The organism is Mariniluteicoccus endophyticus (assembly GCF_054780035.1).
Window position 1 is genome coordinate 1 of record NZ_BAAGXC010000005.1, and the last position, 11,634, is coordinate 11,634.

Genomic DNA, 11,634 nt, shown 5'->3' on the forward strand with positions numbered 1-11,634 from the left:
ACCAACGCACCCGCGACTACCGCGACAAGCACCTCGACGCCGGCTGGACCCTCGCAGCCGTCTACCGATCCCTCAAACGAGCACTCGCCCAAGAGGTCTACCGCGCCCTGACCGGCCACTGCGAGATCCCGAACTACACCGACCTACGACCCGCCCGCCAAGCCAAGAACATCACCCTCACCAACACCGCCGAAGCCTGCGGCACCTGGCCCGCACGAATCTCCGAGATCGAACTCGGCAACAGACGCAGCGACGACCTCGCCCACCGCTACCGAGAATGGCTCACAGCAGCTTGACACCAGATAGGAGCATCAGACCCCAGGCTGGGAAAACGGCCGCTACGGCTACCCCACCAACGAACCCGGCACAGGAACCACCGGCCAATACATCCAACAATTCCAAGGCGGCTGGATCACCACCAACCAACCCTGACCCAACCTGCTTCTCGTACCCGCGGGAACAGGTGCAGGGACTCTCCGAGTGCCCATGTCCACCTGCCCTGTTGATGAGGACGGACACGGGCGCTCAGGAGACCAACCCCCAGCCATCAAAGAACTCTGAGGTGGACGGGCCCGCAGCGGCGGGCATCACTAGACTCGGCCGCGTGAGCACCCACGAGCGCCCCCACACTCCCCAGGCCCGGCCCCGTCGGGCCGTCGACTCCGGGCCGTGGCCCGCGCCGCTGGCCACCGAGCCGGTCCACGCGACGGTCCGCGTACCCGGGTCGAAGTCCGAGACCAACCGCGCGCTCGTGCTTGCCGCCCTCTCCGACGGGCCCTCGACGATCCGCGGCGGCCTCGACGCCCGCGACACCCGCCTCATGCGCGACGGGCTGCGCGCGCTCGGCGTACGCATCGACGACGACGGCCCCCAGTGGCGGGTCACTCCCCCGGCCGAGCTGACCGCCGGAGCCACCATCGACTGCGGGCTCGCCGGCACCGTCATGCGCTTCCTCCCACCGGTCGCCGCCCTCGCCGAGGGCACGACGACGTTCGACGGCGACGACCAGGCGTACGCCCGCCCCATGGGCCCCCTGCTGGACGCCCTCTACGACATGGGCGCCGGCATCCCCGACGACGCGACCGGCCTGCCGCTCACGCTGACCGGCCGCCGCGACCTGCCCGGTGGGCGCATCCGCATCGACGCGTCGACGTCGAGCCAGTACGTGTCGGGCCTGCTCATGGTCGGCGCGCTGTGCGGGCGGGGCCTCGACGTCGAGCACGTGGGCGGAACCCTGCCCAGCCTTCCCCACATCGAGATGACCGCCCAGATGCTGCGCGACCGGGGCGTCGAGATCCACGAGCCGTCCGAGCACCGCTGGGTCCTGCGGCCCGGCACGATCGCCGCCCGCGACGTCACCATCGAGCCCGACCTGACCAACGCCGCCGTCTTCCTCGCCGCCGCCGCCATCACCGAGGGCCAGGTGACCGTCCCCGACTGGCCGCGGCTGACCACCCAGCCCGGCGACCTGATCCGCGAGGTCCTGCACGCGTTCGGCTCCGACGTGCGCCTCGACGACCACGGCCTCACCGTCACCGGGGGCCGCCGCCTCCGCGGCGTCGACCTCGACCTCGCCGACGCCTCCGAGCTCGCGCCGGTCGTCGCCGCCCTGGCCTCGGTCGCCCACGAACCCAGCCGGCTGCGCGGCATCGGTCACATCCGCGGCCACGAGACCGACCGCCTCGCCGCGCTGGAGGCCGAGCTGCGCGGCCTCGGCTCGGCGACCGACCAGACCGCCGACGGCTTGGTCATCCACCCGCGCGTGCTGCACGGCGGCGACTTCGCGACGTACGCCGACCACCGGATGGCCCACGCCGGCGCGCTCCTGGGCCTGATCGTCGACGACATCACCCTCGACGACATCGGGTGCACGTCCAAGACGATGCCGGAGTTCCCCGCGCTGTGGGCCCAGATGCTGCTCGACTCCGCGGCCTGGTCCGACGCCCATGGCCCCGGCACGGTCGACCAGGAGGGGGGCCGGTGAGCCGCCGCGGCGGGATCTACTCCGACGACCACGCGGGCTTCGACCGGCCGCGCAAGCGGACGCGCCCGCGTACCAAGGACCGGCCCGACTACTCCGACGCCGAGGTCGGGCTCATCATCACCGTCGACCGCGGCCGCTACCGCTGCCTGGTCCGCGACGACGACGGCGTCGCCCGCGAGGTGACCGCCATGAAGGCCCGCACGCTGGGCCGCAAGTCGTGCATCGTCGGCGACAAGGTGCGCCTCGTCGGCGACACTTCCGGCGACGAGGGCACGCTCGCCCGCATCGTCGAGGTCCTCGCCCGCGACACCGTGCTGCGGCGTACCGCCGACGACGACGATCCCTACGAGCGCCCGATCGTCGCCAACGCCGACCAGCTCGTCATCGTGACCGCGCTGGCGGATCCGCCGCCGCGTACCGGCATGATCGACCGCATCCTCGTCGCCGCCTACGAGGCCGACCTCGACCCCGTCCTGTGCCTGACGAAGGCTGACCTGGCCTCCCCCGACGAGCTGAAGGCGGCGTACGAACCCCTGGGCGTGCCCGTCGTCGTGGTCGAGCCCGGCGCCGACCTGACGCCCGTGCGCGAGCTCCTCGCCGACCACGTGTCCGTGTTCGTCGGCCACTCCGGCGTCGGCAAGTCCACGCTCGTCAACGCGCTCATCCCGGGCGTCGACCGCCGCGTGTCGCACGTCAACGAGGTCACCGGCCGCGGCCGCCACACCTCCACCTCGGCCATCGCGCTCGAGCTGCCCGAGGGCGCCGGCTGGGTCATCGACACCCCCGGCGTACGCTCCTTCGGCCTGTCCCACGTGCAGCCCGCCGACGTGCTCAAGGCCTTCCCCGACCTCTACGAGTACGCCGACCAGTGCCCGCGCGGCTGCACCCACGACGCCGAGGCCGTCGGCTGCGGGCTCGACGAGGCGTGGCGCTCCGGGGAGGTCCCGCGGGCCCGCGTCGAGTCGTTCCGCCGGATGATCACCGCGCGCTCCCTCCCCTACGAGCAGTGAGGACCCCGATGCCCGACACCTCCCGCGCCAGCTCCTGGACCGACGACCTGCGCCTGGCCCACCTGCTCGCCGACAACGCCGACTCCCTGTCGATGGACCGGTTCAAGGCCCAGGACCTGCAGGTCTCGGCCAAGCCCGATCGCTCGGCGGTCACCGACGCCGACGTCGCCATCGAGGAGTCGCTGCGCAGGACGCTGTCGCGGGCGCGGCCCCGCGACGCCATCGTCGGCGAGGAGGGCGGCACCACCGGCGAGGACTCCGCCGACGGCGCCCGCCGCTGGGTCATCGACCCCATCGACGGCACGTCGAACTTCGTCCGCGGCGTCCCGGTCTGGGCGACGCTCATCGGCCTCATGGACGGCGACGAGTGCGTCGTCGGCGTCGTCTCCGCGCCAGCGCTGGGCCGCCGCTGGTGGGGTTCGGCCGACGGCGGCGCATACACGGGGCGTTCCATCGCGTACGCCTCCCCCATCGCCGTCTCGCGGGTCGCCGACGTGGCCGACGCGTCGATGTCGTACTCGTCGATGGGCGGCTGGGTCGACGCCGGGCTCGGCCAGAACTTCGTCGACCTGATGCGGTCGTGCTGGCGCACCCGCGGGTACGGCGACTTCTGGTCCTACATGCTGCTGGCCGAGGGCGCCGTCGACATCGCCTGCGAACCCGAGCTGGCGCTGCACGACATGGTGGCCTGCTGCGCCGTCGTCGAGGCCGCCGGTGGCCGGTTCACCAACGTGGAGGGTACGCGGGGCCCTGTCGGCCCGGGAGCAGTCGCCACCAACGGCGTGCTGCACGATGTCGTACGCCGCCAGCTCGCCACCGGCGGTGTGGTCGATCCCGATGCCGATCGGCGCCGCGCGGAGAACTGAGGCTCCTCGTCTCGCTGGCGCTCGCTCGGAGAGCGGGTCTGCTCGGGTCAGCCGACGGCGCGCAGGCGTACCGTCTCAGGCAGGTCGCGCAGGGCCTGGGCCAGCTCGCGGACGCGGGCGCCCGAGACATCGGAGACCACGTAGCCGAGGTCGGCACGGGTGGCCAGCGTCTGGCGGTCGATGTTGACGCCGTGGTCGGCGACGACCTGGTTCATGCGGGCCAGCACGCCGGGGACGTTCTGGTGCATGTGGAGCAGGCGTACGCCGCCGAAGTTCTCCTCACCGGCGACCTGCGGCATGTTGACGCTCATGTTCGTCGAGCCGCCGAGGTGGAAGTCGCTCAGCTTGCCGGCGACGAAGAAGCCGATGTCCTGCTGGGCCTCCTCGGTCGAGCCGCCCACGTGCGGGGTGAGGATCACGTTGTCGAGGCCCTGCAGCGGTGAGCTGAACGGGTCACCGTTCTTCTTCGGCTCCTCGGGGAACACGTCGACCGCGGCACCGGCGACCTTGCCCGAGCGCAACGCGTCGGCCAGTGCGTCGTGGTCGACGACAAACCCGCGGCACAGGTTCAGGAACAGGGCGCGCTCGCGCATCATCGCGAACTGCTCGGCGCCGAAGAAACCGGCGTTGCCCGCGCGGCCGTCGACGTGGAGCGAGACGGTCTCGACCTTGCCGAGCAGTTCCTCGAGGGTGTTGCAGCGCTGCGCGTTGCCGAGGGCGAGCTTGTCGGCGACGTCGTAGAAGTAGACGCGCATGCCCAGCGCCTCGGCCAGCACCGACAGCTGGGAGCCGATGTTGCCGTAGCCGACGATGCCGAGCGTCCGGCCGCGGATCTCGTGGGCACCGGCGGCGGACTTGTCCCAGATGCCGCGATGGAGCAAGGCGTTCTTGTCGGTGAGGTGGCGGGCCAGCGCGACGATCTCGCCCAGCGCCAGCTCGACGACCGAGCGGGTGTTGGAGAACGGCGCGTTGAACACGGGGATGCCTGCGCCCGAGGCGGCGCGCAGGTCGATCTGGTTGGTGCCGATGCAGAAGGCGCCGACCGACTCCAGCAATGGTCGCTCACGGAAGACCCGCTCGGTGATGCTCGTCTTCGAGCGGATGCCCAGGATGCCGACCCCGTCGAGGGCGTCGATCAGCTCGGCCTCGTCGAGGGCCCCCTTGCGGGTCTCGACCTCGATGCCGCGCTCCTCGAAGACGTGGACGGCGGACGGGTGGATGTTCTCGAGCAGGAGTGCCTTCACGCCGCGATCCTAGCCCGGCGTCTCGCCCGGGGTCGGTGGTTCCACCCAGCGGGCGCGGGCTCACCGCTCCGTCGTGAGCCTCGGCACGGCGGCCAGCAGCTCGCGGGTGTACGGCTGCTTCGGGTCGGCGTACACCTCGGCGGTGGTGCCGGCCTCGACGGCCGAGCCCGAGCGCATGACCAGCAGCGTGTTGCAGACGTGGCGCACGACTTGGAGGTCGTGGGAGACGAACACCATCGTCAGACCCATCTCACGCACCAGGTCGTTGAGCAGGTTGAGCACCTGGGCGCGCACCGACACGTCGAGCGCCGACACGGGCTCGTCGGCGATGAGCACCTTCGGACGCGGCGCGAGGGCGCGGGCGATGGCGATGCGCTGACGCTGGCCGCCAGAGAACTCGTGCGGGTAGCGCTTCGCGGAGTCGGCGGGCAGGCCGACCTGGTCGAGCACCTCGCGCAGGCGCGCCGCCGCATCGGTGGGTACGCCCTCCTGGCCGCGGACCAGCCGCGAGCGCAGCGGCTCGGTGATGATGTCGCCGACCTTCATGCGCGGGTTCAACGAGCTGCGCGGGTCCTGGAACACCATCTGGACGTCGGCGCGCAGGAACCCCAGCTCGCGCTCCTTCAGCGCCTGGATCTCGCGGCCGTTGAGCAGGATGCGTCCCGACGTGGGACGGTCGAGGGCGGCGAGCATGCGGATGAGCGTCGACTTGCCCGAACCCGACTCCCCCACGATGCCCAGCCGCTCGCCGGACTGGACGGCGAACGAGACGTGGTCGACGGCGGTGACGGTGCCGCGACGGCCCGCGTACTCGCGCACGACGTCGTCGACGACGAAGACCGGGCCGCTCATCGCGGGCCCCCCTGGGTGCGGTCGTGGAAGTCGGAGACCACCGGCAGGCGCGTGCCGGGCTCGACCTGGTCGAGGCGGGCTGTGGCGAGCAGGCCCCGGGTGTAGCCGTGCTGCGGGTCGGCGAAGACCTCCGCATCGGGCCCGCGCTCGACGATGTGGCCGTCGAGCATCACCATCACGTCGTGGCAGACCTGCGACACGACGGCGAGGTCGTGGGAGATGAACAGGCACGCGGCCCCGACCTCGTCGAGCGAGCGGTCGAGCAGGCCCAGCACCTTGGCCTGCACGGTCACGTCGAGCGCGGTCGTCGGCTCGTCGCAGATCACCAGATCGGGCCGGTTGATCAGCGCCATCGCGATGACGACGCGCTGGCGCTGGCCGCCGGACAGCTCGTGCGGGAACGAGGCGGCGATGCGGTCGGGCGTGGGCAGGCCGACGGCGTCGAGCATCTCGAGCACGCGGTCAGAGTTCGAGCGACCGCGTACGCCGTGGAGGGCGAGCACCTCGGCGACCTGGCTGCCGACCTTCATCGTCGGGTCGAGGGCCGTCATGGGCTCCTGAAAGACCATCGACATGCGGTCACCGCGCAGCCGCGCCCACTCCCGGTCGGGCCGCCCGAGCATCTCCTGCCCGTCGAAGCGGATCGAGCCGGTGACGTACGCGTTCTCGGGCAGCAGGCCCATCAGCGCGAGCGACGTCACCGACTTGCCCGAGCCGGACTCTCCGATGAGACCCACGCGCTGGCCGGCCTCGATGGTGAACGAGATGCCGTGCACGGCCACGCGTCGCGAGCGCCCGAAGGCGACGGTCAGGTCCTCGACCTCGACGAGCGCCATCAGTCCGCCTCCTTCAGCCGCGGGTCGAGCAGGTCGCGCAGTCCGTCACCCAGCAGGTTGAACCCGAGCACGGCCAGCGCGATCGCCAGACCCGGCCACAGGGCCTGCAGGGGGTCGGTGAACAGGAAGGTCTGCGCCTCGCGCAGCATGCGTCCCCACGTCGGCTGCGGGGGCGGCGTGCCCAGGCCCAGGTAGGACAGCGCGGCCTCGGCGAGGATCGCGATGCCGAACGACACCGATGCCTGCACCCCCACGACTGGCGCGATGTTGGGCAGGACGTGACGTACGGCCGTGCCGAGGTGCGACGTGCCCGACGAACGGGCGGCGACAACGTAGTCGGCGCTCATCACCGACATGGTGGCCGCCCGCGCAACCCGGATGAAGGCCGGGACGGTCGCGATGCCGATGGCGGTCATCGCCGTCCACGTCGACCCGCCGAAGGCCGCCGCCAGGAGGATCGCGAGCAGGAGCGCGGGGAACGCGTACAGGATGTCGGCGCCGCGCATGACCAGCTCGCCGAGCCAGCCGCGCGCCATGCCGGCGAGCATGCCCAGCGGTACGCCGACCAGCGCGGCGATACCGACGGCGATCACGCCGACCATGAGGCACACGCGGGCGCCCGCCATGAGCCGGGAGAAGATGTCGATGCCGAAGTTGTCGGTGCCGAGCAGGTGAGGGAGTCCCGGGCCGAGCATGCGCTGGTCAGGCACGACGTGCTCGGGGTCGAACGGCGTCCACACCACGGCCAGGAGCGCGGTGAGGACCACGCCGGCCACGAGCACCGCACCGATCCACAGCGATGCGCGCTTCATGCCTCGGCCCTCTTCCCGCGCAGGCGCGGGTCGATGAGCAGATAGCTCAGGTCGACCAGCGCGTTGATGACCAGCACGGCCGCGACGAGCACCATCACGGTGCCCTGCACGACCACGAGGTCGCGCTGGCCGACGGCGTTGAGCAGCAGCATGCCGAGCCCGGGCAGCGTGAACACCGACTCGACGACGATCGCGCCGACGAGCAGCGTGGCGAGCTGGAGGCCGAGAACGGTGACGACCGACAGCGCGGCGTTGCGGATGCCGTGGCGGAACAGCGCCGACATCTGGCGGTGGCCGATCGCGCGGGCGGTGCGGAAGTAGTCCTCGCTCAACACCTCGAGGAACGCCGAGCGGACGTAGCGCACGAGCACCGACGCCTGGACGATCGCCAGCGCCAGCACGGGCAGCACCAGGTGGGCGGCCCAGTCGACCGGGTCGCGCAGGAACGGCACGTAGCCGTTGGCCGGCAGCCAGCGCAGGCGGACGGCGAAGACGTAGATGAACATGATGCCCGCCCAGAACGCGGGGATCGCCAGCCCGACCTGCGACAGCACGGACGCCGCGAGCCCGTCGGCGTGGCGGCGGCGTACGGCGGCCAGCATGCCCACCGGGATGGCGATCAGCAGCGCCAGCAGCATCGCCCCGCCCACCAGTGACAGCGTCACCTCCAGCTTGGCGCCGACCTGCTCCGAGACCGGGCGCCGCGACAGCACCGACGTGCCGAGGTCGCCGGTCGCCATGCCGCCCAGCCACTCGCCGTAACGGACGAGGAACGGGCGGTCGAGACCGAGCTTGGCGCGCAGCGCCTCCACGGCCTGCGGGCTCGCGTTCTGACCGAGCATCACCTGGGCGACGTCACCCGGCAGCGCCTGGCAGGCGACGAAGATCAGGAAGGAGGCCACGAGCAGGCTGGCGACAAACACCGCGAGGCGGCGTACGACCTGGCTCAGCACGGACATGCGGGAAACCCTATGGGCCACGTACGCCGGGGGCAACGAGCCGCGCCAGGCTGCGCACCGGCGGATTGGTCGCCGCAGGCATGGCCGACTGCATGCACATCGGCTACATGATGGCCGGCATCGGCGTCTTCTCGCTGATGTGCATCGTGCTCATGGCCGAGACACCCCAGCGTGCGATCAACGCCTGAGCCCCTCGTGCGTCCGGCCCGTCCGGCGTCACGACTTGCTGATCGTGGTGACGTCGAAGCTCAGCGTCGTCGCGTTCCTCGCCACGCCCGTGATGTTCGGGGTCGTGACCACCAGCTGCGGCAACAGGAACAGGAAGTCGGCACCCGCGTCGTCGGACAGGAGCTTCGCGGCCTGCTTCAGCTTTGCCGGCTGATCGGCGGCCGGGCCCGAGTCGGCCTCATTGACGAGGCGCTGGAACTCGGGGTTGTCGTAGTGGAAGTAGTACTGCGGGTTGGCGAAGCGCACGAGGTCGCGGGGCTCGACGTGGGAGACGATCGACATGTCGTAGTCGCCCCGGGTGAGCACGGTGTCGACCCAGCGGGCGGGGAACTCGAGCTGGTCGATGACGACCTCGATGCCGACCTCCTTGAGCTGGGACGCCACGAACTGACCGGCGCCGGTGGCGTACGGCAGCGTCGGGAGGCGCAGGCGCAGCTTCAGGTTCTGGACGCCGGCCTCGGCAAGAAGCTGCTTCGCCTTCGCCGGGTCGTAGGGGTAGGCCCCGGACAGGTCCTCGTACCAGGGGTCCGTCGGCGGCACCATCGAGCCGATGAGCGTGCCCTTTCCGGCCCACACCGTTTCGAGGAGCGCCTTGCGGTCGACCGCGTGGCGGATGGCTTGGCGTACGCGGGGGTCGTTGAGGCCCGGCGACTGGTTGTTCATCGACATCACGACCTCACCGTTGGTGGTGCCCTCGATGACCTTGAAGCGCGAGGCGTCCGCGAACTGCGGGAGCGCGGCCGGGGCCTGGATGTTGGAGATGATGTCGAGATCGCCGGCCAGCATGGCCGCGTTCATCGCGTTGGCGTCGGAGAAGTAGCGGAAGGTGACCTCGTCGAAGCGGGGGGCGGTCCCCCAGTAGTCGGCGTTTTTGCCCAGCGTCACAGTCGAGCCCTGGGCCCACTCCTTGAGCGCGTACGGCCCCGAGCCGGCGGTCCTGCTGGCCAGATCGTCGGTCGACTTCGAGTCGAAGACGATGCCAGCGGTCGACGACATGTCATAAAGCCAGAAGTTCGACGGGCGAGTCAGCGTCACCGTAGCCGTCTGGGCGTCGGTCGCCGCCACGCTCTCGACAACCGCCATCTGCTTCTTCAGCGCGGCGGTCGAGGCCGAGTTCTTGATGCGTTCGATGGAGAACTTCACGTCGTCGGCCGTGACCTGGCGGCCCGAGGCGAACTTGGCCGCCGGGTCGAGGTGGAAGGTGTAGGTCCTGTTGTCGGGGGTGACCTCCCAGCGCTGGGCCAGCAGCGGGCGCAGCTTGCCGTCGGAGTCGAGCTTCACCAGCGTCTCGTAGACGTTGTAGAGCATCACCTGGGCGATGGCCGCGGCATCGTTCGCCGTGGGATCCATCGTGGGCGGCTGGGCAGTGGCACCGATGGCAAGGGTCGCCTTCGACCCCGATCCCGACGTGCCCTGGCCGTTGGGGTCGGCGCAGCCGACGAGCGTCAGGGTCGCAGCAGCCACGAGGGCCACCAGATGTCGAACAGGACGGAACACGGGTCGCCTCCTCCACCGCGGCACCCGCGTGCCGCGCGCGTGGAGACACTTTAACCACCTGCCATAGTGGGAGCCATGGATGCTCGCCGGTTCCCGCTGCGCCAGATGGCGCTGCGGGCCTTCGACCTGAGCGAGCAGGGCGTACGCGCCGGCGCGGCCTCCCAGCGCCGCCGTGTCGAGCGCTGGCGCAACCGGCTGTGGATGATCTGCCAGTGCGCCTTCACCGCGGGCCTCTCCTGGTGGGTCTGCGCGCGGTTCCTGCACCACCCTCAGCCAGCCCTCGCGCCCGTCGCGGCCGTCGTCATGCTCGGCTTCTCGTTCGGCCAAAGGCTGAGCCGTGCGGTCGAGATCGCCGTGGGCGTGGCGCTCGGGGTGTTCTTCGGCGACGTCTTCGTGGCTCTGTTCGGCACGGGCCCGTGGAAGATCACCGTCGTCTGCCTGCTGGCGATGTCGGTGGCCACCTGGCTCGGCGCCCGAAATCTGATGATCATCCAGGCCGGTCTGCAGGCCATCATCGTCCTGACACTGATGCCTCAGCCCGGGCAGGGGGTGGACCGGTGGCTGGACGCGGTGGTGGGCATCGCGCTGGCCCTGGTGGTGACAACGGTCGCGCCCAGCTCGTCGGTGTCGAGGCCACGGCTCATCGCCGCCGAGGTCCTCAACGAGGCCGCCGAGACCCTGGCCCGGATCAGCGAGGCGCTCGAGTCCGGCGACCCCGAGCTCGGCGACGAGATGCTCAACCGCGCCCGGCGCAGCGAGGAGGTGTTGGGCCGGCTCAGCGAGGCGTCCGACGAGGGCCTGGCGGTCGTGCGCTACTCGCCGTTCCTGCGCTCCCAGCTGCCGCACATGCAGGACATCGCCGAGCTGGTCGTCCCGCTGGACCGAATGATGCGCAACCTACGCGTTCTCGCGCGACGCTCGACGATCGCGCTGTGGGGCGGCGAGGAGATCCCCCGCTCCTACCGGATCCTCATCTCCGCGCTGGCCGACGAGATGCGCTACTGCGCTGGCGAGCTGCAGGCCCGCCGGATCCCGGAGGCCGCCCGCCCCCGGCTGGTCGCCCTCGGCAAGGAGAGCTCGCACCTCCAGCTGGCGCACAGCCTGTCGTCGGTCGTAATGCTCGCGCAGGTGCGCTCCATGCTCGTGGACCTGCTGGCCCTCACCGGGCTCGACTATGGCGACGCCCGCGAGATGATCCCCGACATGGACTGACCGCCACGGCTCCTCCGGCCAGGAGCTCCTCACCGTCCGGACATGGGAGAAGGCCCCCAACCGGTTTTGCGGGTTCTAACGGTCCTCGCAACACCTCGAGTTTTGGGGAGTTGCGAGGACTGTGTCGATTGAGG

Annotated in this window: 11 protein-coding genes; 5 read left to right on the top strand and 6 right to left on the bottom strand. The window is 70.9% G+C overall.

All coding sequences use genetic code 11. From position 1 onward, the window contains the following. The 4 genes from ACYVGD_RS02040 to ACYVGD_RS02055 form a co-directional block, all read left to right on the top strand. Nucleotides 1-296 (top strand): hypothetical protein (locus ACYVGD_RS02040; RefSeq protein WP_460741308.1); only part of this gene is annotated, 296 nt, incomplete at its 5' end. Between the two features lie 308 nt (nucleotides 297-604). Continuing rightward, nucleotides 605-1,984 (top strand): 3-phosphoshikimate 1-carboxyvinyltransferase, encoded by a 1,380-nt coding sequence (gene aroA, locus ACYVGD_RS02045; RefSeq protein WP_460741309.1) that lies wholly within the window; start codon nucleotides 605-607, stop codon nucleotides 1,982-1,984. Continuing rightward, a complete protein-coding gene (rsgA, locus tag ACYVGD_RS02050) occupies nucleotides 1,981-2,994 on the top strand; it encodes a ribosome small subunit-dependent GTPase A (RefSeq protein WP_460741310.1) in 1,014 nt (337 codons plus the stop codon). The genes aroA and rsgA overlap by 4 nt, the downstream gene beginning before the upstream one ends. Before the next feature lie 8 nt (nucleotides 2,995-3,002). Next, entirely contained in the window at nucleotides 3,003-3,860 is an 858-nt protein-coding gene (locus ACYVGD_RS02055) for an inositol monophosphatase family protein (RefSeq protein ID WP_460741311.1), read from the top strand. A gap of 47 nt (nucleotides 3,861-3,907) precedes the next feature. Here ACYVGD_RS02055 and serA read toward each other — a convergent pair whose 3' ends face one another. The 6 genes from serA to ACYVGD_RS02085 form a co-directional block, all read right to left on the bottom strand. After that, the gene (gene serA, locus ACYVGD_RS02060; RefSeq protein ID WP_460741312.1) at nucleotides 3,908-5,104 is read right to left on the bottom strand and encodes a phosphoglycerate dehydrogenase; all 1,197 of its coding nucleotides are present in this window, start codon (nucleotides 5,102-5,104) and stop codon (nucleotides 3,908-3,910) included. 60 nt (nucleotides 5,105-5,164) lie between these two features. Further along, the gene (locus ACYVGD_RS02065; protein WP_460741313.1) at nucleotides 5,165-5,956 is read right to left on the bottom strand and encodes an ATP-binding cassette domain-containing protein; all 792 of its coding nucleotides are present in this window, start codon (nucleotides 5,954-5,956) and stop codon (nucleotides 5,165-5,167) included. Further along, nucleotides 5,953-6,792: an ABC transporter ATP-binding protein gene (locus ACYVGD_RS02070; protein WP_460741314.1), complete on the bottom strand. Its 840-nt coding sequence runs from the start codon at nucleotides 6,790-6,792 to the stop codon at nucleotides 5,953-5,955. Before ACYVGD_RS02070 ends, ACYVGD_RS02065 begins: the two co-directional genes overlap by 4 nt. Further along, a complete protein-coding gene (locus ACYVGD_RS02075; RefSeq protein ID WP_460741315.1) occupies nucleotides 6,792-7,604 on the bottom strand; it encodes an ABC transporter permease in 813 nt (270 codons plus the stop codon). The genes ACYVGD_RS02070 and ACYVGD_RS02075 overlap by 1 nt, the downstream gene beginning before the upstream one ends. After that, nucleotides 7,601-8,563, bottom strand: coding sequence for an ABC transporter permease (locus ACYVGD_RS02080; RefSeq protein ID WP_460741316.1), 963 nt, complete (start codon nucleotides 8,561-8,563; stop codon nucleotides 7,601-7,603). The genes ACYVGD_RS02075 and ACYVGD_RS02080 overlap by 4 nt, the downstream gene beginning before the upstream one ends. Nucleotides 8,564-8,779: 216 nt before the next feature. Beyond that, nucleotides 8,780-10,288 (bottom strand): ABC transporter substrate-binding protein, encoded by a 1,509-nt coding sequence (locus ACYVGD_RS02085; protein ID WP_460741317.1) that lies wholly within the window; start codon nucleotides 10,286-10,288, stop codon nucleotides 8,780-8,782. A 75-nt stretch (nucleotides 10,289-10,363) separates the two neighbouring features. On the opposite strand from ACYVGD_RS02085, the gene ACYVGD_RS02090 reads away from it, so the two are divergent. Then, entirely contained in the window at nucleotides 10,364-11,500 is a 1,137-nt protein-coding gene (locus ACYVGD_RS02090) for an FUSC family protein (RefSeq protein ID WP_460741318.1), read from the top strand. Nucleotides 11,501-11,634: the final 134 nt, after the last annotated feature.

Bases quoted from the DNA above. Each gene is read 5' to 3' on its own strand.
- ACYVGD_RS02090 (WP_460741318.1), top strand. From the start codon at position 10,364: ATGGATGCTCGCCGGTTCCCGCTGCGCCAGATGGCGCTGCGGGCCTTC.
- ACYVGD_RS02065 (WP_460741313.1), bottom strand. From the start codon at position 5,956: ATGAGCGGCCCGGTCTTCGTCGTCGACGACGTCGTGCGCGAGTACGCG.
- ACYVGD_RS02080 (WP_460741316.1), bottom strand. From the start codon at position 8,563: ATGTCCGTGCTGAGCCAGGTCGTACGCCGCCTCGCGGTGTTTGTCGCC.
- ACYVGD_RS02070 (WP_460741314.1), bottom strand. From the start codon at position 6,792: ATGGCGCTCGTCGAGGTCGAGGACCTGACCGTCGCCTTCGGGCGCTCG.
- ACYVGD_RS02055 (WP_460741311.1), top strand. From the start codon at position 3,003: ATGCCCGACACCTCCCGCGCCAGCTCCTGGACCGACGACCTGCGCCTG.
- ACYVGD_RS02075 (WP_460741315.1), bottom strand. From the start codon at position 7,604: ATGAAGCGCGCATCGCTGTGGATCGGTGCGGTGCTCGTGGCCGGCGTG.